The organism is Microbacterium sp. RD1, from assembly GCF_052220165.1.
In the GTDB taxonomy this organism is placed as follows: Bacteria; Actinomycetota; Actinomycetes; order Actinomycetales; family Microbacteriaceae; genus Microbacterium.
The window spans coordinates 475,630-498,542 of the sequence record NZ_JBQPOL010000001.1; the positions used below are offsets into that span (position 1 = coordinate 475,630).

23 protein-coding genes are annotated in these 22,913 nt (G+C 69.8%); 13 read left to right on the forward strand and 10 right to left on the reverse strand.

The features are described 5' to 3' along the window. Nucleotides 1-69: 69 nt before the first annotated feature. Nucleotides 70-1,632, forward strand: a complete 1,563-nt coding sequence (locus ACTU3I_RS02265) for a DUF7059 domain-containing protein (RefSeq protein WP_442923983.1) — start codon at nucleotides 70-72, stop codon at nucleotides 1,630-1,632. 102 nt (nucleotides 1,633-1,734) lie between these two features. Continuing rightward, complete coding sequence (locus ACTU3I_RS02270; protein ID WP_442923984.1) at nucleotides 1,735-3,171, forward strand: CCA tRNA nucleotidyltransferase; 1,437 nt, start codon at nucleotides 1,735-1,737, stop codon at nucleotides 3,169-3,171. 119 nt (nucleotides 3,172-3,290) lie between these two features. Here the strand turns inward: ACTU3I_RS02270 and ACTU3I_RS02275 are convergent, their stop codons facing one another. Beyond that, nucleotides 3,291-3,947, reverse strand: a complete 657-nt coding sequence (locus ACTU3I_RS02275) for an FMN-dependent NADH-azoreductase (protein WP_442923985.1) — start codon at nucleotides 3,945-3,947, stop codon at nucleotides 3,291-3,293. An 89-nt stretch (nucleotides 3,948-4,036) separates the two neighbouring features. Here ACTU3I_RS02275 and ACTU3I_RS02280 point away from each other — a divergent pair, with 89 nt between their 5' ends. The 4 genes from ACTU3I_RS02280 (at nucleotide 4,037) to ACTU3I_RS02295 (ending at nucleotide 7,986) form a co-directional block, all read left to right on the forward strand. Further along, nucleotides 4,037-4,375: a winged helix-turn-helix transcriptional regulator gene (locus ACTU3I_RS02280; protein ID WP_442923986.1), complete on the forward strand. Its 339-nt coding sequence runs from the start codon at nucleotides 4,037-4,039 to the stop codon at nucleotides 4,373-4,375. A gap of 87 nt (nucleotides 4,376-4,462) precedes the next feature. Further along, nucleotides 4,463-5,779: a GAF domain-containing protein gene (locus ACTU3I_RS02285; RefSeq protein ID WP_442923987.1), complete on the forward strand. Its 1,317-nt coding sequence runs from the start codon at nucleotides 4,463-4,465 to the stop codon at nucleotides 5,777-5,779. A gap of 258 nt (nucleotides 5,780-6,037) precedes the next feature. After that, on the forward strand, nucleotides 6,038-7,588 hold the full coding sequence (exaC, locus tag ACTU3I_RS02290; protein WP_442923988.1) for an acetaldehyde dehydrogenase ExaC: 1,551 nt from the start codon (nucleotides 6,038-6,040) through the stop codon (nucleotides 7,586-7,588). A 5-nt stretch (nucleotides 7,589-7,593) separates the two neighbouring features. Further along, on the forward strand, nucleotides 7,594-7,986 hold the full coding sequence (locus tag ACTU3I_RS02295) for a DUF779 domain-containing protein (RefSeq protein ID WP_442923989.1): 393 nt from the start codon (nucleotides 7,594-7,596) through the stop codon (nucleotides 7,984-7,986). Nucleotides 7,987-8,063: 77 nt separating this feature from the next. Here ACTU3I_RS02295 and ACTU3I_RS02300 read toward each other — a convergent pair whose 3' ends face one another. From ACTU3I_RS02300 to ACTU3I_RS02310, 3 genes are all read right to left on the reverse strand, one after another. Next, a complete protein-coding gene (locus ACTU3I_RS02300) occupies nucleotides 8,064-9,227 on the reverse strand; it encodes a hypothetical protein (RefSeq protein ID WP_442923990.1) in 1,164 nt (387 codons plus the stop codon). Then, nucleotides 9,224-10,195: a hypothetical protein gene (locus tag ACTU3I_RS02305; RefSeq protein ID WP_442923991.1), complete on the reverse strand. Its 972-nt coding sequence runs from the start codon at nucleotides 10,193-10,195 to the stop codon at nucleotides 9,224-9,226. The genes ACTU3I_RS02300 and ACTU3I_RS02305 overlap by 4 nt, the downstream gene beginning before the upstream one ends. An 86-nt stretch (nucleotides 10,196-10,281) precedes the next feature. Continuing rightward, entirely contained in the window at nucleotides 10,282-10,908 is a 627-nt protein-coding gene (locus tag ACTU3I_RS02310; RefSeq protein ID WP_442923992.1) for a TetR/AcrR family transcriptional regulator, read from the reverse strand. 67 nt (nucleotides 10,909-10,975) lie between these two features. Between ACTU3I_RS02310 and ACTU3I_RS02315 the strand changes: the two genes are divergently transcribed. The 5 genes from ACTU3I_RS02315 to rplI all read left to right on the forward strand — a co-directional run bounded on the left by ACTU3I_RS02315 (nucleotide 10,976) and on the right by rplI (nucleotide 14,068). After that, nucleotides 10,976-12,277, forward strand: coding sequence for a glycosyltransferase (locus ACTU3I_RS02315; RefSeq protein ID WP_442923993.1), 1,302 nt, complete (start codon nucleotides 10,976-10,978; stop codon nucleotides 12,275-12,277). Nucleotides 12,278-12,385: 108 nt separating this feature from the next. Next, on the forward strand, nucleotides 12,386-12,772 hold the full coding sequence (gene rpsF / locus ACTU3I_RS02320; RefSeq protein WP_442923994.1) for a 30S ribosomal protein S6: 387 nt from the start codon (nucleotides 12,386-12,388) through the stop codon (nucleotides 12,770-12,772). Further along, a complete protein-coding gene (locus ACTU3I_RS02325) occupies nucleotides 12,772-13,287 on the forward strand; it encodes a single-stranded DNA-binding protein (protein ID WP_442923995.1) in 516 nt (171 codons plus the stop codon). The genes rpsF and ACTU3I_RS02325 overlap by 1 nt, the downstream gene beginning before the upstream one ends. Nucleotides 13,288-13,351: 64 nt before the next feature. After that, nucleotides 13,352-13,606, forward strand: a complete 255-nt coding sequence (gene rpsR / locus ACTU3I_RS02330; RefSeq protein ID WP_344058660.1) for a 30S ribosomal protein S18 — start codon at nucleotides 13,352-13,354, stop codon at nucleotides 13,604-13,606. Nucleotides 13,607-13,615: 9 nt separating this feature from the next. Further along, the gene (rplI, locus tag ACTU3I_RS02335; RefSeq protein WP_442923996.1) at nucleotides 13,616-14,068 is read left to right on the forward strand and encodes a 50S ribosomal protein L9; all 453 of its coding nucleotides are present in this window, start codon (nucleotides 13,616-13,618) and stop codon (nucleotides 14,066-14,068) included. Between the two features lie 102 nt (nucleotides 14,069-14,170). Here rplI and ACTU3I_RS02340 read toward each other — a convergent pair whose 3' ends face one another. Next, nucleotides 14,171-15,997, reverse strand: a complete 1,827-nt coding sequence (locus tag ACTU3I_RS02340) for a beta strand repeat-containing protein (RefSeq protein ID WP_442923997.1) — start codon at nucleotides 15,995-15,997, stop codon at nucleotides 14,171-14,173. A gap of 89 nt (nucleotides 15,998-16,086) precedes the next feature. Then, on the reverse strand, nucleotides 16,087-17,163 hold the full coding sequence (locus tag ACTU3I_RS02345) for a hypothetical protein (RefSeq protein ID WP_442923998.1): 1,077 nt from the start codon (nucleotides 17,161-17,163) through the stop codon (nucleotides 16,087-16,089). A 527-nt stretch (nucleotides 17,164-17,690) separates the two neighbouring features. On the opposite strand from ACTU3I_RS02345, the gene dnaB reads away from it, so the two are divergent. Then, nucleotides 17,691-19,058 carry a replicative DNA helicase gene (dnaB, locus tag ACTU3I_RS02350; protein ID WP_442923999.1) on the forward strand — a complete coding sequence of 456 codons (1,368 nt, stop codon included), beginning with the start codon at nucleotides 17,691-17,693 and terminating at the stop codon, nucleotides 19,056-19,058. A gap of 471 nt (nucleotides 19,059-19,529) precedes the next feature. Here dnaB and ACTU3I_RS02355 read toward each other — a convergent pair whose 3' ends face one another. After that, nucleotides 19,530-19,796 carry a hypothetical protein gene (locus ACTU3I_RS02355; protein WP_442924000.1) on the reverse strand — a complete coding sequence of 89 codons (267 nt, stop codon included), beginning with the start codon at nucleotides 19,794-19,796 and terminating at the stop codon, nucleotides 19,530-19,532. Between ACTU3I_RS02355 and ACTU3I_RS02360 the strand changes: the two genes are divergently transcribed. After that, nucleotides 19,795-19,941 (forward strand): zinc transporter permease, encoded by a 147-nt coding sequence (locus ACTU3I_RS02360; protein ID WP_442924001.1) that lies wholly within the window; start codon nucleotides 19,795-19,797, stop codon nucleotides 19,939-19,941. The two genes, ACTU3I_RS02355 and ACTU3I_RS02360, sit on opposite strands and share 2 nt — an antisense overlap. An 88-nt stretch (nucleotides 19,942-20,029) precedes the next feature. Here the strand turns inward: ACTU3I_RS02360 and ACTU3I_RS02365 are convergent, their stop codons facing one another. The 3 genes from ACTU3I_RS02365 to ACTU3I_RS02375 are packed head-to-tail and all read right to left on the reverse strand — an operon-like array spanning nucleotide 20,030 to nucleotide 22,889. Then, a complete protein-coding gene (locus tag ACTU3I_RS02365) occupies nucleotides 20,030-20,809 on the reverse strand; it encodes an ABC transporter ATP-binding protein (protein WP_442924002.1) in 780 nt (259 codons plus the stop codon). Then, nucleotides 20,806-21,795 (reverse strand): ABC transporter substrate-binding protein, encoded by a 990-nt coding sequence (locus ACTU3I_RS02370; protein WP_442924003.1) that lies wholly within the window; start codon nucleotides 21,793-21,795, stop codon nucleotides 20,806-20,808. The genes ACTU3I_RS02365 and ACTU3I_RS02370 overlap by 4 nt, the downstream gene beginning before the upstream one ends. 44 nt (nucleotides 21,796-21,839) lie before the next feature. Beyond that, complete coding sequence (locus tag ACTU3I_RS02375; protein ID WP_442924004.1) at nucleotides 21,840-22,889, reverse strand: FecCD family ABC transporter permease; 1,050 nt, start codon at nucleotides 22,887-22,889, stop codon at nucleotides 21,840-21,842. Nucleotides 22,890-22,913: the final 24 nt, after the last annotated feature.

The window sequence follows — 22,913 nt, forward strand, 5'->3', positions numbered from 1 at the left end:
ACCGCAGCGATTCTACGGGCGGCACCTGGACTGCCCCCGTGCGCCCCGCGGGGACGGTTGAATGGGCGCATGCTGCCCAACCCCGACGCCGCCCTCTCCGGCGCGCTCGCCGCCGACCTTCGCGCGGCGGGCTTCACGTCCGCCGCGCTGCGAGCGGCGTGGACGACGCAGGGCGACGAGGCGATCGCGCGGGGGTTGGCGTCGCCCGCGCTGCGCGCCCTGGGAGCCCGCCGTGATCCGCTCGCCGTTCTCGCGCGCCTGCTCGGCCTCGGCATCGCTCAGGAGCGCGCCGATGTCCACGCGGCGCTGCCGCGCACGGGCGTGACGGGACTGGAGAAGCTGGGACTCGTCACGGCCGACGCCTTGCTCGTGCGCGCCGCAGCGCTCGTGCGTCCGCAAGCGTTCACTGACGAGCACGGCGCGGGCGAGTGGTGGATCGCGAGCGACCTCGACGAAGCGGCGCTGGGCGGCGCGCTGCCCGTGGATCACGTCCTGGGAGTCGGCGGCGCCTCCCAGACGCTCGCGCGACTGCAGCTTCCCGCCGCGGGCGGCGCCGGTCTCGACGTCGGCACGGGATGCGGCATCCAGGCGCTGCGGCTTCGTCGCGGGGTCGCACGTGTCGTCGCCACCGACGTGTCGGAGCGCGCGTTGCGGTTCACGGCGCTCAACGCGCTCCTCAACGGCGTGAGCGGCATCGAGACGCGGCTCGGGAGCCTCTTCGCACCCGCCGCCGGGGAACTGTTCGACCGGATCGTGACGAATCCGCCCTTCGTCATCACGCCGCGGGTGGAGGAAGTGCCGTCCTACGAATACCGGGACGCCGGTCGCGTCGGGGACGCGCTCGTCGCCGAGGTCGTCGCGGGGGCGGGGGCGCATCTGAACCCCGGCGGCGTCGCTCAGCTGCTCGGCAACTGGGAGTACCGGGAGGGCGCCGACGGCCTCGACCGCGTGCGCGCGTGGGTCGCAGCATCCGAGGTACCCCTGGATGCGTGGGTGGTCGAGCGGGAGCGGCTGGATCCGCTGGCATACGCGGAGCTGTGGATCCGCGACGGCGGCACGGTGCCCGGGACGCCCGCGTACGCGCGGCTGCTGGACGCATGGCTCGACGATTTCGCCGCACGAGACGTCTCGGCGATCGGCTTCGGATACATCCTGCTGCGCCGTCCCGCGTCGGGAGTCGTCACGCTCGACCGGTACGAGCGGCTCGAGGGCGGTGCCGCCCCCTCGGGCGAGCACCTCGCCGCTGCGCTCGCCGCGCATGACCGCCTGAGCGGTCTCGACGGTGCCGGGCTCGACGGTGCCGGTCTCGAGGGTGCCGGTCTCGACGATGCCGGTCTCGCCGCATGTCGCCTCGTCGTGGCGCCCGACGTCACCGAGGCGCGCCATCACCGGCCAGGCGAAGAAGCCCCCACCATCATCGAGCTGCGTCAGGGCGCCGGCTTCGGGCGGGCTCTGTCGGTCGATCCTGCCCTGGCCGGGCTCGTCGGAGCGAGCGACGGCGACCTTCCGCTGGGCGCCCTCGCCGATGCCATCGCCGACCTGCTCGAGGTCGACGCGACCGCACTGCGGGCCGACCTGCTGCCGCGCGTACGCGAGCTCGTCTTCACCGGCTTCCTCCGCTTCGCCGACTGACGCGCCGGGTGCGGGCGGATCGGTCGGTATCAGTCGATCGCGCGCCGAGAGGCGCGGCATCCGACCGATTCGCCCGCATCGAGGGTTGGTTAGGCTCGATCCATGCTGAACATGGCCGAGGGTGTCGCGCGCCTGGGCGCCCTCGCCGACTCGCCCGTCGTCGCGCGCCTGGGCCGAGCGTTCGCCGACGCCGGCTTCGAGTTGGCGGTCGTCGGCGGACCGGTGCGAGATGCGCTCCTCGGACGCGAGACGCACGACCTCGACTTCACCACCGACGCCCGGCCCGATGACATCCTCCGGGTCGTCACCCCGATCTCCTCGGCGCGGTGGGACGTCGGTCGCGACTTCGGCACGATCGGCGCTCGCGTCGCCGGAGAACAGGTCGAGATCACGACGTTCCGTGCCGACAGCTACGACGGCGTCACTCGAAAACCCACCGTCGAGTTCGGTGACACGCTCGAAGAAGACCTGACCCGCCGAGATTTCACGGTGAATGCGATGGCGCTGCGAGTGCCCGGCAAGACGCTCGTCGACCCCACCGGCGGCGTGGAGGATCTCCTCGCGAAGCGCTTGCGTACGCCGGCGGATCCGGCCGTCAGCTTCGGCGACGATCCGCTGCGGATGCTGCGGGCCGCCCGGTTCGCATCGCAACTCGGTTTCGACGTCGACCCCGCGACCCTGGCGGCGATGAGCGAGCTCGGAGACACTCTCTCGATGGTGAGCGCCGAGCGCATCCAGTCGGAGCTGGTGCGGATGCTCGGGACCGACGATCCGGTGCGCGGCCTGCGGATCCTCGTGGAGACGGGGCTCATCGAGCGCTTCCTCCCCGAGATCCCGGCGCTGCAGCTCGAGGTGGACGAGCACCACCACCACAAGGATGTCTACGAGCATTCCCTCACCGTGCTCCGGCAGGCGATCGAGCTCGAGCACGCGCGCAATCCGGATGAACCCCCCGACATCCCGCTGCGGGTGGCCGCGCTCCTGCACGACATCGGCAAGCCGTCGACGCGACGGCTCGAGCCCGGCGGCGGCGTGACGTTCCACCATCACGACATCAAGGGCGCGCGGATGGCGCGCAAGCGCCTGCAGGCGTTGCGCTTCGACACCGACACCACCGCATCCGTCGCCAAGCTCATCGAGCTGCACCTGCGTTTCTTCGGGTACGCGGAGGGTCAGTGGACCGACGCCGCCGTGCGGCGGTACGTGCGCGACGCCGGTGAGGAGCTCGAGCGCCTGCACATCCTCACGCGCGCGGACGTGACCACCCGCAACAAGCGCAAGGCCGCGCGCCTGGCGGCGGCGTACGACGACATCGAGGCGCGCATCGCCGACCTCCGCGAGCGGGAGGAGATCGACGCCGTGCGGCCCGACCTCGACGGGAACCGCATCCAGGAGATCCTCGGCATCCGCCCTGGCCGGGAGGTGGGCGAGGCGTACCGGTTCTTGCTCGAGCTGCGGCTGGACGAGGGTCCGCTGGGCGAGGACGAGGCCGAGCGGCGTCTGCGCGCGTGGTGGGCGGAGCGACCGCCGGACAGCTAAGCCGCGCGTCTTTGCGTGAATCGGCTGCTATTTCGCGACGAATAGCAGCCGATTCACGCAAGTGGCGGACGAGTCGCACGGGTGGCGACCCAGGGTCGAAAGAGATCCCCGGGCGGGGATCAGGCCACGCGGGCGCGGTGCGCGTCGGCGATCTCCCGGCCCGAGCGGCGGGCGGAGTGCTCGGCGTCGGTCTTGAGCTCGGCTGCCGTGTCGGCGAAGGCGTCGAGCGCCGGGTTGACCCCGACGAGCGTGAACGGCCGCTGCACGACGCGGAGGTCGAGGCCCCACACATCGCCGAGCACCCGCTGCAGCCAGCCCGTGGAGTGGTCCCAGCCCTCCTTCGGGGTGCCGGGGGCGTAGTTGCCGCCGAGGACGGTGACGAGGGTCGCCGGCTTGCCGCGCAGCGCCGATCCCTCCGGACCCGTGCGGGGGTCGGTGTAGGTGAGATCGAACCAGGTCTTGAAGTGCTGGGAGACGCCGTAGTTGTACAGCGGCACCGCGAACAGCAGCGCGTCGGCGGCGGTCAGTTCATCGGCGAAGGTCGTGGCGAGGGCGACGGCCTCACGCTGGCCGGGAGTGCGCTCGGCCTCGGGCACCATGCTGGCTGACACGGCGTCGGTCCAGGCCGTCGCCGGCACGGGGTCGGCGCTCACATCGCGGCGGACCACCGTGGACTGCGGATGCGCGGACAGCCACTCGCTCTCGACGAGGTCGGCCAGCTCACGGCTCGCCGATCTCGAGGGGAAGATGCTCGCGTCCAGGCGGAAGAGGGACATGGGATTCTCCGATCGTGTGATGCACCATTTCCATAGTCGCTCTGAAAAGAAAAGCGACACCGAGAACAGTAGCACCGTAGAATCGAAGCGTGAACGAGCCGACGCACGACCTCCGGCGATGTGACGCCACGGTCAGCCTGGCCTTCACCGTGCTCGGAAAACGGTGGAACGGGATGATCCTCGCCGTGCTCGGCGGGGGCTCCATGTCGTTTGTCGAACTGCGCCGCGGAGTGGACGGCATCAGCGACGCAGTGCTCTCCGATCGGCTCGCCGAGCTCACCGAGGCCAAGCTGGTCGTGCGCAGCGTCGAGCCGGGCCCACCCGTCTCCGTGGGTTACGACCTCACCGAGGCGGGACGCCATCTGCTGCCGATTCTCGATCAGCTCGGCGAGTGGGCCGCCAGCAACCTCGCCGCACCGGTGCGCTGAGCCGCCGCATCCGCGCAGCCCTCGTCACGCGGCGGAGAGGCGCCTACACTGGGCCGCACGCCCCATCGCCGATGATCGGAGCCGGGCATGTCGTCGCCGTGGTCCACGCGTCCCGAGGTCGCCCCTGACACCTCACGCCTGCTGATCGAGCGCGCCCATGACGAGCTCGTCGCCGGAAACCTGTCCGATCGTCGCCTCGCCGACGTCCGCCCGCTGGTGTGGGAGTCGTGGCGGCGGTCTCTCGCATCGGCGGCGGGGCCCGAGGGCCTGCCTCGGCTCGAGTTGATCGCCGACGACCTCGAGGCGTATCGGCGTGCGCATCCGCTTGCCGACGTCATGGACATGGTGCGCGCGCTCCTGCTGCCGGGCGACGGTCAGGACTCCGGCGTCGTCGTGGCGGTCGGGGATGCGGCGGGGCGGCTGCTGTGGGTCGAGGGGGACCGGCACGTCCGCGGGCTCACCGGTGACATGGGGTTCGTCGCCGGCGCCAACTGGTCGGAGGCGGCCGTGGGGACCTCCGCCCCCGGAACAGCCATCACGCTCGATCGCTCCGTGCAGATCCGTCACGCGGAGCACTTCAACCGGCTCGTGCAGCCGTGGTCGTGCACGGCGGCGCCGGTGCACGACCCCGAGACGCGCCGGCTTCTGGGGGTTATCGACGTCACGGGCGGGCCCGAGGCCGTCACGCCGCAGGCGCAGCTGCTGGTGGATGCCACCGCCCGCGCCGTCGAGGGCGAGCTTCTGGTCGCGCGGCTGCGCGCGCGGTCGGCCGCACCTCGCCGTCGGGCGGGACGAGCAGCCCTGACCGCGCGGGCCACATTGCGCGTGCTCGGGCGCGATCGCGCGCTGCTTGAGGTCGACGGCGAGAGCGCGGCGACGATCGTAGAGCTGAGCGCCCGACACGCCGAGATCCTCCTCATGCTCGCGACGCACCGCGGTGGCCTGTCGGCCGAGGCGCTGAGCGAGCTCGTGTACGGCGAGCCCGCCACCGAGACGCTGCGCCCCGAGATGGTGCGCCTGCGCAAGGTGCTCGAGCGGGTCGCACCGCACCTCGTGCCGCAGTCGCGGCCCTACCGCCTCGCCGCGGAGCTGGAGACCGACGTGCAGCACGTCGTGTCGCTCCTGGATCGTGGCGCGCACCGCGTCGCGCTCGCGGCCTATCCCGGCCCCGTGCTCCCCGATTCGGTCGCGCCCGGCGTCGAGGAGCTGCGGGCTTCGGCGCGCGCGGCAATGCGGGAGGCGCTGCTGGCGGAGGCCGGCGTGGACGTGCTCCTCGCGTACGCCGACACCGCGGACGCCGCCGACGACGCCGAGCTGCTGCGGCTGTGCCTCGGGATGCTGCCGCCTCGGTCGCCCAAGCGCGCCGGCCTCGTCGCCCGGCTCGAGCGTCTCGACGGCGACTGAGCGCCGCCCGTTACCTCGCCCCCTCTCGCCGCTCGCCCGTACCGTACCGTACTCAGTCTCGTCGTGGGCGGCGGCCGTGCGCGCCCCGGATTTCCGCGGGGCGCTGGGTCGGGGCGGAGCATCCGGACTGAATACGGCACGCGGGGGTCGCCGGGGCGGGAGCGGATGCAACGGGATGCAACGTTGCGCGGCCTACCGTCGACCCACACGAGTGCGGCCGAAGCGCCGCACCGACATGGACAGTCGAAGGAGACAGACATGACGATCGTCGAAGAGGGCGTTTCCAGCGTCTACGCCGCTCCCGGCCAGCGCGGTGCGCTCGCCGAGTACCGGTCGCGCTACGGGCACTACATCGGGGGCGAATGGGTCGATCCGATCAAGGGCGAGTACTTCGAAGACATCACCCCCGTGACCGGCAAGCCGTTCTGCGAGGTCGGCCGCGGCACCGCCGAAGACATCGACCGCGCGGTGGACGCCGCGTGGAAGGCGTTCGCGTCGTGGCGAAAGACCACGCCCGCCGAGCGCTCGGTGATCCTCAACAAAATCGCCGACCGCATCGAGGCGAACCTCGAGAAGATCGCGGTCGCGGAGACGTGGGAGAACGGCAAGCCGGTGCGAGAGACGCTCGCCGCCGACATCCCGCTCGCGATCGACCACTTCCGGTACTTCGCCGGCGTGCTGCGTGCGCAGGAGGGGTCGCTCAGCCAGCTCGACGAGAACACCGTCGCGTACCACTTTCACGAGCCGCTCGGCGTCGTCGGGCAGATCATCCCGTGGAACTTCCCGATCCTCATGGCGACGTGGAAGCTCGCCCCCGCGCTGGCGGCGGGCAACTGCGTGGTGTTGAAGCCCGCGGAGCAGACGCCGGCCAGCATCCTGTTCCTGTTCGACCTCATCGGCGACCTGCTGCCGGCCGGCGTCGTGAACATCGTCAACGGGTTCGGCATCGAGGCGGGTGCGCCGCTGGCCTCGCACAAGCGCATCCGCAAGATCGCTTTCACCGGTGAGACCACCACCGGACGCCTCATCATGCAGTACGCCTCGCAGAACCTCATCCCGGTGACGCTCGAACTCGGAGGCAAGAGCCCGAACCTCTTCTTCGAGGACGTGGCCCGCACCACGGATGACGCGTACTACGACAAGGCGCTCGAGGGCTTCACGATGTTCGCGCTCAACCAGGGCGAGGTGTGCACGTGCCCGTCGCGCTCGCTCATCCAGCGTTCGATCTACGACTCGTTCCTCGCTGACGGGCTGGAGCGCGTCGGCAAGGTGCGTCAGGGCAATCCTCTCGACCCGGAGACGATGATCGGCGCGCAGGCATCGAACGACCAGCTCGAGAAGATCCTGTCGTACATCGACATCGGCAAGGCCGGCGGGGCGAAGCTCCTCACCGGCGGTGAGCGCGTCGACCTCGGCGGCGACCTCTCGGGCGGTTACTACGTCGCGCCGACCGTGTTCGAGGGCACGAACGACATGCGCATCTTCCAGGAGGAGATCTTCGGCCCGGTGCTGTCGGTGACGTCGTTCGACGACTTCGACGACGCCATCTCGATCGCCAACGACACGCTCTACGGCCTCGGCGCCGGTGTGTGGAGCCGCTCCGGCGACACGGCGTACCGGGCGGGACGGGCGATCGAGGCGGGTCGCGTGTGGACGAACACGTACCACCAGTACCCCGCTCACGCCGCGTTCGGCGGCTACAAGCAGTCGGGCATCGGTCGCGAGAACCACCTCAAGATGCTCGATCACTACCAGCAGACGAAGAACCTTCTCGTGTCGTACGCCGAGGGCGCGATGGGGTTCTTCTGATCCTCATGTCGGAGCACTCCTTCCGCAGGGTCGCCGTGTCGGAGGACGCGGCGGCCCTGCTGCGCGCCCTGACCGCGCAGCACGGGCCGCTGATGTTCCATCAGTCGGGCGGATGCTGCGACGGGTCTTCGCCCATGTGCTACCCGGTGGGGATGTTCCTCACCGGTGCGAGCGACGTGGATCTCGGCTCGATCGACGTGGGCCTGGACGATCCCATTCAGGTGTACATGTCGGAGTCGCAGTTCGAGTACTGGAAGTACACCCACCTGACGATCGATGTCGTCCCGGGCCGGGGCGCGGGGTTCTCGGTCGAGGGTCCGACCGGGATGCGCTTCCTCATCCGATCGCGGATGCTGACGCCCGAGGAACTCGCGCACTTCGGGCTCGCGCCGGCGTGAGCGCCGCTCGACTTGCGTGAATCGGCTGCTATTTCGTCGCGAATAGCAGCCGATTCACGCAAGGCGGATGGCGTGGGTCACGGGCCGATCGAGTCGAAGACGATGTTGACGATCCACCATCCGGCAACGAACACGAGGGCCACGACCGTGACCCACGACACCCCGCGTTTCAGACGCCGGCCCTGCGGGGCGACGCCGGGCGGTGGCGGGGTGAGCGGCGCGGCGGGGGCGAGCGGAATGCCGGCGGCAGCGCCCGTCGGCGACGATGGCACCGAGGATGGCGCCGCGGCCGAGGCCGGCGTGCCGACGGACGACCCCAGACGCTCGTCCCGCCACCGGCCCCACTGCGCGAGCTTGTCCAAGAGGGCTGCGACGACGGAGAAGAGCCACGCCCATGTCGCCGGATCGAGCGTGGACAGGTCGCGCTTGGCGTAGAGGAACATCCAGTCGTCGACGATCTCGACGTCGAGCGCCGCGGCGTTGTCGATGAACCGCGCCATGATGTCGGGCGTGAACAGGTACAGCGCATCGCGCTCGTACCCCTCGGGGCAGTACAGCGAGAAGTACTGGTCGAAGTCGCCCTCGAGACTGAGCCTTTGATGGCGGTCGAATGCGGCCGGAAGATTGGAGGCGCCGAACAGGCCGTTGTTCCCCCGCGCGTCGAGCACGATGTGCGGCAGTGGAACATCGAGTTTGACGGCGACGTACCCCCAGCGGTGCGTCGTGCGGTTCTTGCCGGAGCCTGTCGTGTAGCGGTAGTTCGCGAACTCCACGAATCGCGGCTGCGCACCGCGCACGAGATCGCTCGCCTGTCGGGAGCTTCCCTGACTGAAGATCATGCCGGGCAACGGCGGCGACGCCGTTCCCGGTTCATAGGACATCCCGTTGGCGCGCGCGAAGCGATCGAGCCGGTACCAGCGGATGCTCCCACCCCCGCCGCGCACGAGACCCACGATGATGAGGGCCACGACGGCGCCGATGAACAGCAGCGGCACGACGGCGATCCAGCCGAGCCCCGTATCCGCCAGGCTCACGAAGATCGAGCCGAAGACGACGCCGAAGACGACGATCATGAACACGCCGATCGCCGCCGCCACGACCACGCCCAGTGCGGCCGATCCCGCCCAGGACGACACCCGCCCCTGCGCACGCAGCTCCCGGGCGAACGCGCTCACCGCCGTGCGGTCGACGGGCTCGGTGAGGGCGCGTGCGTCGAAGGCCACCGGGGCCGGAGCGCTCACCGGTTCACCTCATCCGCGTCCTCGGTCAAGTCGGCTCCCTCGTCAAGCGGCAGCGTCTCGATCGCCGGGTCGCTGCACAGGGCGCGGATGAGCTCGGGCTCGCCGCCGATGATGGTGGAGTCCCAGTCGACCTCGCTCACGAGAACCCATGCGCGATCGGCCGGCCAAAGGAGACCGGGCGAGGGCGTCCACCCCGGCAGTTCCGCGTCGGCCCACGGCACCCGCGTCACCCACCCCGGGTCGGCGAGCTCCTTCAATCCGGCGTGGAACAGCACATACGCGCGGTTCGGAAGCTGCAGCCGAGCGCCGCGCGAGATCTCGTCGGAGAGGATGCCCGGTTGCCAGGTGGGTTTGCGGAACACGTCGTTGAAGGCGTCGCGCGCCGAGTGCGCGAGGAAGTCGTCATGGCGCTGGTCGCCGTCACCGGTCAGCAGCACGCGTGAGGGACCGTAGCCCAGGGCGCCGACCAGGCCGCCGTGCCCCTCCCACACCGCAGCGCGCGCGTCGTGCGGCGTCGTCGTGTGCCGGGCCGCGATCGAGACGACGCCGGCCAGCACCTCGGCGTCGAGCGTGCCGGCGGCGGGTTGTCCATAGCGCCACCCGGCTGCGTCGCGCGGCCCGTCCTCCCCCTCCGGCTGTCGCGGATCGGCCGCGAGCCGGTGCCATTGCGCGAGCGGGTGCATCCGCCGGCCGAAGGCGGATGCGGTCGCCGCCCACGTCACCGCCTCGGCGTCGATCTGCGCGCCCCGCGACTGGAACTCCTCCCATTCGCGGGCGTGGCGGGCGTAGGGCAGCGGCGGCCAAGGTTCGCCGACCGGGCGGTCGCGCGTGGCGGGATGGAACACGCGCGCGTAGGCGGGGAATCCGCGGGGGACGACGCTGTGCATCGTCGTGTGCCACGCCGGCCCGTCGGGATCGACCCGCTCTCGGATCCAGTCGCCGGCCGTGACGTCCGCGGTCCACTCCATGCGCCCACGCTACCCATCCCTTGCCCGGGGCGCTCCGTCTCGCTCCGGTCGCCGAGCGAGAGGGCGCAGCGACCGGGACGAACAGGTCAGGCGACGGTGGCTCGCACGCGTTCGCCCAGCCAGGCGAGGTATCGCTCGTACGTCCAGCCCGACTGTGCGACGAGCTGCTGGTACCCCTCCGGTGACAGCACGAACGACAGCTCATCGGCGACGGCGTCATCTGACGCGCGCGCCAGGCCGCGGCGCGCGAGCTCGGCCACGAGCATCCGGAAGTCCGCGTGCCGGCGCGCGAGCATGCCGTCCAGCGCGGCGCGGACCACCTGGTCCGACAGCGCTGCGCCCAGGAGCACGGTCCACAGCGCGTGCGCGCGGGCGTTCGCCTCGGCGATCCGGCCGAGCACGGCGTCGAGGAACACGGCATCCGGCGCGTCCTCCAGGCCCGCGCCCGCCTCGGTCTCGGCGAGCGATCCAGCCGCCTCGGTGCCCGAGAAGCTCGTCTCGAACGCCGCGAGCAGAAGCTCTGCCTTGGAGGCGGCCGCCTTGACCGTCTCGGTCGACACCCCCGCCGAACGCGCGATCGCCGCCATGGTGGTGGCCTGGTACCCCTGGGTCGCGAAAAGGTCGGCCGCCGCGGCGAGGATGCGCGCGCGCGTCTGCGCCGCCTGTTGCGCCCGCAGATCGGATCGGTACGCGCGGGATTCGGACGGAACCACTATTGACTACCCTATCGGTGTGGTGAATACTCTTTCAGGTAATCCAATCTAGACGCGAGAGAACCTGATGTCCACTTACCTGATCACCTGCACCCCCGCCCACGGTCACGTCGTGCCACTCGTCGCGATCGCGCGGCACCTCGTCGGCGAGGGTCACCGCGTGCTCTTCCTCACCAGCGAGCGCTACGCCGACCGCGTCCGCGCATCCGGTGCGCGCTTTCTCCCCCTTCCGGCGGCCGCCGACGTCGACCTCGACGACCCGGATGCCGCGCATCCGCAGCGCACGAGCCTCCGCGGCCCCGCGGCCATCCGCTTCGACATGCTCACGCTGTTCCTCGCTCCCGGCGCCGCGCAGTTCGAGGCCGTCCAGGCGATCCTCGCCGACGAGGCCGCCGTCGATGCCGTCCTCACCGAGCCCCTCTTCGTCGGCGCCGCCCTGCTGGCGGAGATCCCCCGGTCCGCGCGACCGCCGATCGTGGCGCTCGGCATCTTCCCCCTCGGCGCGAAAAGCCGCGACACCGCGCCTTTCGGTCTCGGAATCCCCCCGCTCACCGGCCCGCTCGGGCGCGTCCGCAACGCCGCCCTCACCCTCGTTGCCGAGAAGGGCGTGTTCGGACCGGTGACGCGGGCCGCCGATCAGCTGGCGCGCGAGGTGGTCGGCCGGCCGCTTAGTCGGTTCTTCCTGGACTGGGCCGGCGGAGCGGATGCAGTGGCGCAGTTCACTGTCCCGTCGTTCGAGTACCCGCGATCCGACCTCGGAGCGAACGTCCACTTCCTCGGCCCCCTCCCGTCCGCTCCCTCGCACGCCGACGCGCCGGAGTGGTGGGGCGACCTCGACGGCACGCGCCCGATCGTGCACGTCACCCAGGGAACTGTCGCCAACAGCGACCTGACCCAGCTCATCGGCCCCGCGTGCGCCGCGCTCGCCGACGAGGACGTGCTCGTCGTCGTCACGACCGGCGGGCGAGACCTCGCCACCCTTCCCCCGTTACCGGCGAACGCGCGGGCCGCTCGGTACCTCCCCTACGACGCGCTCCTCCCCCGCACCGACGTCCTCGTCACCAACGGCGGATACGGCGGCGTGCAGCAGGCCCTCGCCCACGGCATCCCCGTCGTGGTCGCGGGCCAGACCGAGGACAAGATCGAGGTGTCGGCGCGGGTGGGATGGAGTGGCGTGGGCATCAACCTGAAGACCAATCGGCCGTCTGCGTCGCAGGTGCGTTCGGCGGTGCGGCGCGTGCTGGACGATGAGGCATACCGGACCCGGGCGCAACGGATCGGTGAGGAGATCCGCAGCGCATCGGGTCTGGGTGGATTCGACCGATTGCTGGCCGGCCTGCAGCAGAGGGCGGCATCCGATACACTGTGAAGGTTGTCCGGCCGCGCCTGTGTGCGCATCAGCCCGGACAACGTGCAACACACCCTCCTGCTGACGGGAAATGCCCGGCAGCCGTTCTAGTCCGAAGGAGGTGGGTTAGTGACGCACCAGTACGAACTCATGGTCATCTTCGATCCCGAGGTCGACGAGCGCCAGGTCGCTCCGAAGCTCGACGGTTTCCTCAAGGTCATCACGACCGATGGGGGCACCATCGACAACGTCGACATCTGGGGCCGCCGCCGGCTGGCGTACGAGATCAAGAAGAAGACCGAGGGCATCTACGCCGTCGTGAACTTCACCGCGACCAGTGCCGCGACGCAGGAGCTCGACCGTCAGCTGAAGCTGAACGAGCAGATCATGCGCACCAAGGTGCTCCGGGCCGAAGAGGCCATCGCCCTCGTCGCCGCCGAGGCGGAGCGCAAGGCCGCCAAGGCCGCGCGCAAGGCGTCGGTGCCCGAGACCCGGACGGCCAAGAAGGAGTCCTGATGGCCGGCGAAACCGTCATCACCGTCGTGGGCAACCTGACGGCCGACCCCGAACTGCGGTACACGCAGAACGGGCTGCCGGTGGCGAACTTCACCATCGCATCCACCCCCCGCACGTTCGACCGTCAGGCGAACGAGTGGAAGGACGGCGAGGCGTTGTTCCTGCGGGCTTCCGTGTGGCGCGAGTTCGCCGAGCACGTGGCCGGTTCGCTGACGAAGGGCGCACGAGTCATCGCGACCGGCCGCCTCAAGCAGCGCTCCTACCAGGACCGCGAAGGCCAGAACCGCACCTCGATCGAGCTGGAGGTCGACGAGATCGGCCCTTCGCTGCGCTACGCCACCGCTCAGGTGACGCGCGCGGCCAGCTCGGGCGGCGGTGGCGGCCAGGGTCGCCCGCAACAGCAGGTCTCGGAGGAACCGTGGTCGACGCCCGGCTCTTCCACGGCCAGCAGCGGTGGCGACGCCTGGGCCACGCCCGGTTCGGCTTCGAACTACGGCGACGACACGCCGTTCTGATCATTCCGGATGCTGACGCGCCTCGTCGAGGCGCAGCATCCGAACGCGTACGAAAGAAGGAAACATGGCTGGAAAGTCGAGCGGCGACCGCCGCAAGCCGCGGAAGGGTGGCAAGCCCACCGCTCCCGCGAAGCCGACCCGCGTCGGCGTCATTGACTACAAGGACGTCGCCACCCTCCGCAAGTTCATCTCGGAGCGCGGGAAGATCCGCGCCCGTCGTATCACCGGTGTCTCCGTGCAGGAGCAGCGCCTCATCGCCCGCGCGATCAAGAACGCGCGCGAGATGGCTCTCCTGCCTTACGCCGGCGCCGGCCGCTAAGGAGCACCCATGGCAAAGCTGATTCTCACGAATGAGGTCGCCGGGCTCGGAAGCGCCGGCGACGTGGTCGAGGTCAAGAACGGGTACGCCCGCAATTACCTCATCCCCCAGGGCTTCGCGGTGGCGTGGACCCGTGGCGGCGAGAAGCAGGTCGCGTCCATCCGCGCGGCTCGCGAGTCGCGCGCGATCCACGACCACGAAGAGGCTCTCGCCCTGAAGAACACCCTCGAGACCAACAAGGTCAAGCTGTCGGTGAAGGCCGGCGCCGAGGGTCGCCTGTTCGGCTCGGTCAAGACCGGGGATGTCGCCGACGCGGTGAAGGCTGCGGGTTTCGGTGACCTCGACAAGCGCAAGATCCACATCACCTCGCCGATCAAGGCCGTGGGCGAGCACGAGGCGACCATTCGCCTCCGTGACGACGTCACCGCCGTGATCACGCTGCAGGTCGTCGCCGCGAAGTAACGCGCGCGCACACCGGATGCCGCGGACCCCGTTTCGGGTCCGCGGCATCCGCTGTGTGGTGCGCCGAGAGTGCATCGAGGTGATGCACTCTCGGCGATCGGCTCACGCCGCGCGGCGCCGGCGGACGAAGATCGCCGCACCGCCGCCGAGGAGGAGTGCTCCCATCAGCAGCGCGATCCACTCCGAACCGCCGCCGGTCGCGGCGAGCCGCGTGCCCGCCGCCGCAGCAGCCGTTGCGGTCAGACCCGCCGGACCGCCGAGACCGGCGGCGCCAGGCGCACCGGGCGTCGTCGGAACGGCCGGGGTGGCCGGGTCGACCGGGGTGGCCGGGTCGACCGGGGTGGTCGGGTCCGTCGGGTCGACCGGGGTGGTCGGATCGGTCGGCGTCACGACGGTGGTCGATCCGTCCGTCGCGCAGTCGCCGACGACGCACACCGCGTTGCCGCCGACAGTGATCGGCAGAGCGACCGGCGTCGCGATCTGCGTGCCGCCGCCGATGCCTCCGTCCCCGCCGGTCGCGGGGTCACCCGAACCGCCGCCGGCGACCACACCGGTCGTCGTGTCGGAGGCCTCGCTGTCGCCGATCACCGAGATGGCGTTCCCGCCCGCGGTGAGGGGCGCCGCGATCGGCGCCACGATCTGCGAGCCGCCGGCAACGCCGTCGTCCCCACCCGTGGTGGGCTCGCCCGTTCCGCCGTTCCCCGGAGTCACGGCCGTCGAGCCGCTCTCGGTGGTGGCGTCACCGACAACCGAGACGGCGTTGCCGCCGGCGGTGACCGGGGCCGTCACCGGTGCCTGGGCCTGCGTGCCGCCGAGGACGGCGTCGTTCCCGCTGGTGGCGGCATCCGATCCGGCCGCCGGTCCGTCGGAAGCGGATCCCGTGCCCGTTCCCGTCGTGGTGGCGTCACCGACTCCGGAGACAGCGTTGCCGCCGAGGGTCACCGGCGCCGCGGTCGGGGCGCTCACCTGCGAGCCGCCGGCGAGGCTGTCCGAGCCGCCGGTCGTCGCCTCGTCCGTGCTGCTGCCGCTCCCGGTGGAGGCAGCGGTGTCCGAGCCTTCGCTCGTGCTGTCGCCGAGGACCGAGATGGCGTTGCCGCCGAGGGTCACCGGCACGCTGACGGGGGCTTGTGCCTGGGTGCCGCCGGCGATGCCGTCGTCTCCGCTGGTGGCCGCGTTGCCCGTGGCGTTGCCGTCACCGGTCCCCGATTCGGTGTCCGAGCCTTCGCTCGTGCTGTCGCCGAGGACCGAGATGGCGTTGCCGCCGAGGGTCACCGGCGCCTGGACGGGTGCCACGACCTGCGTGCCGCCGGCGACGCTGTCCGCGCCACCTGTCGCGGCCTCCCCCGATCCGCTCGACGCCGCGGGTGCGGCGGTCGAGGCATCCGACGACTCGCTGTCGCCGACGAGGGAGATCGCGTTACCGGCCGCGGTGACCGGTACTGAGGCGTCGGCCAGCGTCTGCGTGCCGCTGAGCACACCGTCGCCACCCGAGGTCTCGGCCGGCGGCGCCACGGCCACGGCCGGCGCGGGTGCGGTCACGGCGGCGTCGCCGGACGAGCCGTCGCCCACGAGGGAGACGCCGTTGCCCGACAGGTCCACCGGCACGGCGACGCTCACCAGCGCCTGCGTTCCGGATGCGACGCCGTCGCCGCCGCTGGTCACCGGGGCCGCCGCGGGTGCCGGGGCCGCCGCGGGTGCCGGAGCAGCCGGAGCGGCGGTGTCGGCGCCCTGCGACGATGAGTCGCCGGCCACGGAGATCGCGTTACCGGCCACGGTGACGGGAACGTCGACGGCGATGATGCCCTGCGTTCCGGAGAGGAGACCGTCGTCCCCTGTCGTTTCGGCCGCTTGAGCGACCCCTGCTCCGAGGACGGCGATGCCGCCCCCGACGAGTGCTCCGAGGAGCGCCCGCTTCATCAATGTACGCATCATGAGCTCCTGATTCGAGATGTGAGGATGGGCTGCGCGCGCAAGCGCGCGGGATCGTCTGTCACGCGCGGAGCGTGACCGGACCGGCCTCAGTCAGGAGAGATGTCGGTGTCGTACACGGGCGCGCCGGGAAGCGCGTCGTCCGCCACCGAGCGCAGCGCCGATCCGGCAGCCGCGTCGGCGTGGGAATCTTCATACCCGAGGGCGGCCGGCGCACCGGCGCCCGCGCCGCCGTTCGCGGCGGTCGTCGACCCGGACACCGGATCGGGTCCGACGGCGCTCGGACCGCCGACGGACGGACTTCCTTCGGCCGATGGGTGAACCGCGGCGGTCCCGTCGATGAGCCCGGACCCGGCGCGAGCAGAGTTCACGTGGGGGGCAGGTTCTGCCGTCGCGTCGTCGGTCACATCGCCGCGCAGCGAGGCGAGGACACCCTCGGCGCGGACAGGGGTGATTCCCGAAGGAAGCTCACCGACGATCGGGTCGACATCGACATCGACATCGACGCCGGGAGCGGGAAGCGGGGGGAGCAGCGGCCCCGTCGGAGTCGGAGTTCCGATCACGCTCGCCACCGTGCGGTCGACCGAATCGGCGACAGTGCCTACGGTGTCGGCCAGCTCGAGGCGGTCAGCGACCACGCGGACCACCGGGAGGCTGCCGGCCAGGTCGATGATCGGTGCCGTGACACGAGAGACCGTTCCGGCCGCACCCACCTCGGAGACCGCGCTCGTCACGTCGTCCACGGTGGCGGCAGCTGTCGCGTTGACCGTGTCGATGACGGCGTCGGCGACCGAGGGTGCGATCGCGACGACATCCGGGACCGCCGGGACCACGGGGACCGGCTGGGCGACGGGGGCCGGCGGGGGCGTGACCACCGGCTCGGCAACCGGCGCCGGAACAGGCGCGACGACCGGCGGCGCCACGGGGGTGACGACCTCGGTCACGACGGCGTCGACGACGCCGGTCGTCTGTTCGAGCGTGTCGCTCACGCCGGCGAGGGTGTCCCCGACGGCGCCGAGGAGGCCCGATCCGCGCTGTCCGTCATCGGCGGACGCGGAGGATGTCGGTGCCAGAAGAGAGAGGAGACACCACGCGAGGGCGGCGAGAAGCGCGAACAGCAGGAGGCGCGCCGGACGGACCCGACTGCGGCTCTGCACGTGCTCCACGCCCCCACCTCCGTTCGCTGGCCCCTGCGCGGATGGCGTTGCAGCAAGATACCTCGGGGCGGATCCCGTCCTCAAGGCATCTTGACAAGGGCGGAGATCGTGGCTAGTGACGAGTCGTTATCCCCGGATTTGTGCACAACCCACGGGGCCGGTCAGGGCAACCTTCAACCACCACTTCAACCACATCCGCGTCCCATAGGTGTGGAGAACAAAATGCCTGGTAGCACGGCGATTCATCGCCACAATCAGGACGGTTCTCCGCCGTTGTCCACAGGCGTTGTGCACAGCCTCCGCGGCGTTTCGCGCAGTCCTTCCACAGACTTATCCACAGCCCCATTTGTCCTGTGTGCGAGCACTCTCTAGCGTAGGTGCAGCCCACTCAGGAAGTCATGGTCGACGGCCGAGAGATGAGTGCGTGTCGGGGGCCCGTGCTGTTCTATGAGCGCGGGATGACGCGCGCTTGCAACCATTCAGATCACGACCATCCCGCACGCCCAGAGTGCGTACCCGAACGGAACGGAGAGCGCGTGTCGATTGCCGACATCTCGGAGGAGCGGCTCGGTGGACCCCGGCAGCACGAGCGGACGCCCCCGCACGATCTGCTCGCGGAGCAGAGTGCCCTCGGCGGCATGCTTCTGTCGAAAGACGCGGTCGCTGACGTCATCGAGACACTTCGCGGCCCCGATTTCTACGTTCCGAAGCACGAGCTGATCTTCGAGGCGATCCTCTCCCTCTACTCGCACGGCGAGCCGACCGATGTCGTGGCCGTCACCGACGAACTCATCAAGACGGGTGAACTGCAGCGCGCGGGCGGCGCCGACTATCTCCACACCCTCACCTCCATCGTGCCCACGGCAGCGAATGCCGGCTACTACGCGTCGATCGTGGCCGAGCGCGCGCTGCTGCGCCGTCTCGTCGAGGCCGGAACGCGCATCGTCCAGATGGGCTATGCCGGCGAGGGCGACGCGCTCGACCTCGTCAACAATGCGCAGGCCGAGATCTACAACGTCTCCGGCGCCGAGACGGCCGAGGACTACGTGCCGTTGACCACGGCGGTCGACGCCGCGGTCAACGAGATCGAAGCGGCGCGAGGTCGCGATGGACAGATGACCGGCATCCCGACGGGCTTCAGCGGCATGGACCAGCTCACCAACGGACTGCATCCGGGACAGATGATCATCATCGCCGCCCGCCCCGCCATGGGTAAGTCCACGCTCGCGCTGGACTTCGCGCGCGCCGCCGCGATCAAGCACAACATGCCGACGATCTTCTTCTCGCTGGAGATGGGGCGCAGCGAGATCGCCATGCGCCTCCTCAGCGCCGAAGGTGCCATCCCGCTGCAGAGCATGAGAAAGGGGACGCTCGATTCCCGCGACTGGACGACCATCGCGGCTACGCGCGGTCGCATCAACGAGGCCCCGCTTTACATCGACGACAGTCCGAACATGACACTCGTCGAGATTCGTGCGAAGTGCCGCCGGCTCAAGCAGCGCGAGGGTCTCAAGATGGTCGTCATCGACTACCTCCAGCTCATGACCAGCGGCAAGCGCGTCGAGTCGCGCCAGCAGGAGGTCTCGGAGTTCTCCCGCGCGCTGAAGCTCCTGGCGAAGGAGCTGCAGTGCCCCGTCATCGCGCTGTCGCAGCTGAACCGTGGTCCCGAGCAGCGCGCCGACAAGAAGCCGGCTCTGTCGGACCTCCGCGAGTCGGGGTCGATCGAGCAGGACGCCGACATGGTCGTACTGCTCCACCGTGAGGCGGCATACGAGAAGGACAGCCCTCGAGCGGGCGAAGCTGACCTGATCGTCGCGAAGCACCGAAACGGCCCCACCGACACCATCACGGTGGCGTTCCAGGGGCACTACTCCCGCTTCACCGACATGGCCCCCGCGATGTAACAGACTTGCAAGTTTCAGCTGATCATGTCCAGTTGCGAGTGCAGCACTTCGATGCCACCCGCGATGTCGTTCAAGCAGAACATTCTCAGGCGTGCAGTGTGGGTAGCCGGGCCTGTGGCCCGAGAACTGCAGGACGTTGTCGCCGTGACCGGCTGCCTGCGTCCAGATCCGTGATCAACATCTCGAAGCGTCCAAGTGGCATCTCCGCAACCGCGAGCTCGCGTTCGCTTACCACGTCAACCCCAACCAGCGGACCGGCGAAGGATCTAGCGAAGTCTAGGTATGTCTGGCGTTTTCCTAGACTTCGCGTGGCCCTCGCCTGGCGGAAGTTGCCCGGGAAAGTACACCTCGTTGACCGCTGGCCGCGGATCCCTCGGGGGTGAGCGCGCGCTGGTGAAGCGCAGCGAGATGTCGCAGCCTCTGGTGTCGCAACATCTTCGGAACTAGCGACAAGCGGGGATCGTGACCGTGTCACGCGCGGGACGCGAAGCTGTGTACCAACTCGCGGACCACCACATCGCGCATGTCGTCGACGATGCGATCACCTACGTCCTCGAAGAGGACCCCGCGGGCATAGGAGCGATTGATGAGCACGACTGAGATCCACGCCGAGCACACAGTGTCCGAGCACAGCACGGCACCGACTGCGGACACGAGGCGGTCCAGCACGACGACCATGTCGATTATGTTCACGGCACCCATCACCACGCGGCCCATGGCGAGCATCACGACGAGCATGAGAGCGTCGCCGAGCACACGATTGCGGGACCATGCCCGCGGCAAGGAATGCGGTCACGAGACTGTTCAGCACGATGACCACGTCGACTACGTGCACGACGGACACAAGCACGCCGCCCACGGCGAGCACTACGACGAGCCCTGAGCCTCCGCGACGCCTGTCGCGCACTCAGATAAGGGCCGGCGGGCATCCGCCGGCCCTTATCTGTCCCTGTGGGCCTGGCGGCAAACTGTTAGCGCCCCGCGCGAGCGGTGTCAGGGAGAGGGAAGAACGTGAGCTGCGGTACGCCTTCGGTGTCGGCGCGACGGGCGCCGACACCGTATGTGGATGCGATGAGGTCGGGTTGCAGAATCTCATCCGGTGTTCCGATGGCGACGAGACGGCCCTTGTCGAGGAGGACGAGCTCGTCGCAGTATCGGGCGGCGAGGTTCAGGTCGTGCAGCACGACGAGCGTCGTGAGCGGCAGGCTGCGCACGAGGGCAAGGATCTCGTGCTGGTAGCGGATGTCGAGATGGTTCGTCGGCTCGTCGAGGAGCAGGTGGCTTGCTCCTTGGGTGATCGCCCGGGCAATCAGAACACGCTGGCGTTCACCCCCGGAAAGCGTGTCGACCGACCTCTGGGCTAGGTGGGCGACACCAGCGCGTTGCATCGCGTCTTCGGCGGCGGCCTCGTCTTCGGGCCGGTAGCGGCTCCATCCGGACATGCGGATGGAACGTCCGAGAATTACTGAGTCCCAGGCCGTGAGGGGAAGACCCGTCCGTTCCTCCTGAGCCACGACGGCGATTCGTTCGGCACGCTCGCGCGCGGAGAGCGTGTCGAGGGCGTCGCCGTCGACGACGACCGTTCCGCGCATCCGGTCGATGGCACCAAACATGGCCCGGACGATGGACGACTTCCCTGAGCCATTCGGACCGATCAATCCGACCGTCCTGCCGGTGGGGAGGACAACACTTACATCGGCGACGGCGACGGCTTGGCCGTAGCGCACGACCAAGCCATCGACGTCGATCACTGCGAGAGGCGCCCGGTGCCCTCGAGCACGGCACGGAGTCCGCGGAGCGCTCCGGGGTCGGGCGAGAGGTCGGATGCGGGCACTCCGATGATGCGGTCGGCCTTGACGGCTTCGAGATCGGTGACACCGGGCTCGGAGAGCAGGTGCGCTTTCGCGTCCTCGAAGCTCTCCCCGTAGAGGCCGTAGGCGAGCACGATGGTGTCGGGGTCTGCGTCGAGGAGCGTCTCCACGTTCACTTCCAGGTAGACGGAGGGCTCGTCGCCGTAGACGTTGTCAAAGCCAGCACGATCCAGTACGTCGTCGGCGATGCCCTGCCCGCCGCGAGCGGACAGCGTGGACGATTCGGAGAAGTAGTAGACGACGGCCGCCGTCCCGCGCTCAGTGTCCGTGGACGCGGCGGCGGTCAGCTCGTCGAGCTCCGCGCGAAGCTCCTCGAGGTTGGCGTCGGCTGCAGCCTCGGTGCCGAAGACGGTGGCGAGCCGGTCGACGTCGGCGAAGATCGCGTCGAAGTCGGTCTTCTCCGTGAGTGCGGCGTCGTGGCTGCATTCTCCGTCGATGACGATCTCGGGGATGCCTGCTGCGGCGATGTCTTCCGGGGCCGCATTGAAAAGTCCGTAACCGACGATGATGTCGGGTTCTGCTCCGATGATGGATTCGGCCGTGGGGTCGGAGGGGTCGACGATTGCCGCGTCGGTCGGTGGGTTCTCGAGGCCCTCTGGAAGGTCCGCACCGAACTCGCCGCTCCGGGCCGTGATCCGGTCCGAGGCGCCGGCAGTGTCGAGGAGGGCGATGGCGGAGGTCCCGATCGTCAGAACCGAGGTGGGTTCGGACGCGATCTCCAAGTCGGCACCGCAGTTCTCGATGGTGAGCGGGTAAGCGCCCTGGGTCTCGGCGTCAGCCGTTGCCGTGGAGCATGCTGTCAGGGCGACGAGCGCCCCTGCGGCAACGAGAGCGGCACCAGAGCGTCGCCGGAGGTGATTGATCATGTCTTTCTCTCTTTCGGGTGGGTGGCAAGGGATGGGGAAAGGGATCAGCGCTCTGCTGAGCGCCGGATGAGAGCGATGAGGAGCGGGGTGCCGATGAGCGCGGTGAGAATCCCGAGCGGCAGTTCTCGTGGTGCGAAAGCGACGCGAGCTGCGGCGTCGGCCCAGACGAGGAGGAGTGCTCCGAGGACGGCGGAGGTCGGGATCACGATGCTGTGGCGTCCGCCGACGAGGCGTCTGACGATGTGCGGGACGACTAGACCCACGAAGCCGATGAGGCCGGACACAGACACAGCGGCGGCGATGACCAGACACACGACGATCACCGCAGCGGCTCGGAAGCGCGTGGGGTTTGTTCCGAGCGCGAGAGCGGTGTCGTCACTGATGGCGATCGCGTCGAAACGGCGCGCCCACAGGGTGAACGCGACGAGCGCGACGACGACGGCGATGAGCCCGATCGGCACGGAGGGCCATCGGGCTTGACCGAGGGACCCGAGCATCCAGAACAGCACCGCGCGCGTACCGTCCCGGGACTCGCTCGCGAAGACGAGGAAATTCGTCAGCGCAGTCAGCGCGAAGCCGACGGCGATTCCGGCGAAGATCAGGCGAGATGGAACGAAGCTGCCCCCGATCCTCGCGATCGTCATGACGAGCACGATCGCAAGCAGCGCTCCAACGAACGCGCTCCCGGTAAGGGCGATCGCGCCCAGCCCGGAACCGACGCCGAACAGGATGCTCGCCGCCGCACCCGTCGAGGCACCGGACGAGATCCCGAGCAGGTACGGGTCAGCGAGCGGATTGCGCACGAGCGATTGGATGGCCGCGCCCGTCATCGCGAGCACAGCGCCCACAAACGCACCCAACAACACCCGAGGAACCCGAATCAGCCACACGATCGATTCCTCGGAGGAGCTCCACGTCGCCTCGATGGGAAGGCCGAGTTGAGCGCCGACCACCCGTGCCACCACAGCGGGAGATACGTCCACGGGACCGATTCCGACCGCAACGATCGCCGACCCGACGAGCGCCAGGCAGAGCGCAACGAGAAGGACGCCGCCGCGACGGCGGGCGCGCCGCGCCGCGTCTCCCAATGTCACCCCAGATGAAGCGTCGGAGTGGCG

Coding starts and splice junctions, on each gene's coding strand:
- ACTU3I_RS02265 (WP_442923983.1), top strand. CDS start 70: ATGCTGCCCAACCCCGACGCCGCCCTCTCCGGCGCGCTCGCCGCCGAC.
- ACTU3I_RS02270 (WP_442923984.1), top strand. CDS start 1,735: ATGCTGAACATGGCCGAGGGTGTCGCGCGCCTGGGCGCCCTCGCCGAC.
- ACTU3I_RS02275 (WP_442923985.1), bottom strand. CDS start 3,947: ATGTCCCTCTTCCGCCTGGACGCGAGCATCTTCCCCTCGAGATCGGCG.
- ACTU3I_RS02285 (WP_442923987.1), top strand. CDS start 4,463: ATGTCGTCGCCGTGGTCCACGCGTCCCGAGGTCGCCCCTGACACCTCA.
- exaC (WP_442923988.1), top strand. CDS start 6,038: ATGACGATCGTCGAAGAGGGCGTTTCCAGCGTCTACGCCGCTCCCGGC.
- ACTU3I_RS02295 (WP_442923989.1), top strand. CDS start 7,594: ATGTCGGAGCACTCCTTCCGCAGGGTCGCCGTGTCGGAGGACGCGGCG.
- ACTU3I_RS02305 (WP_442923991.1), bottom strand. CDS start 10,195: ATGGAGTGGACCGCGGACGTCACGGCCGGCGACTGGATCCGAGAGCGG.
- ACTU3I_RS02315 (WP_442923993.1), top strand. CDS start 10,976: ATGTCCACTTACCTGATCACCTGCACCCCCGCCCACGGTCACGTCGTG.
- ACTU3I_RS02325 (WP_442923995.1), top strand. CDS start 12,772: ATGGCCGGCGAAACCGTCATCACCGTCGTGGGCAACCTGACGGCCGAC.
- rpsR (WP_344058660.1), top strand. CDS start 13,352: ATGGCTGGAAAGTCGAGCGGCGACCGCCGCAAGCCGCGGAAGGGTGGC.
- rplI (WP_442923996.1), top strand. CDS start 13,616: ATGGCAAAGCTGATTCTCACGAATGAGGTCGCCGGGCTCGGAAGCGCC.
- ACTU3I_RS02340 (WP_442923997.1), bottom strand. CDS start 15,997: ATGCGTACATTGATGAAGCGGGCGCTCCTCGGAGCACTCGTCGGGGGC.
- ACTU3I_RS02360 (WP_442924001.1), top strand. CDS start 19,795: ATGAGAGCGTCGCCGAGCACACGATTGCGGGACCATGCCCGCGGCAAG.
- ACTU3I_RS02355 (WP_442924000.1), bottom strand. CDS start 19,796: ATGCTCGTCGTGATGCTCGCCATGGGCCGCGTGGTGATGGGTGCCGTG.
- ACTU3I_RS02370 (WP_442924003.1), bottom strand. CDS start 21,795: ATGATCAATCACCTCCGGCGACGCTCTGGTGCCGCTCTCGTTGCCGCA.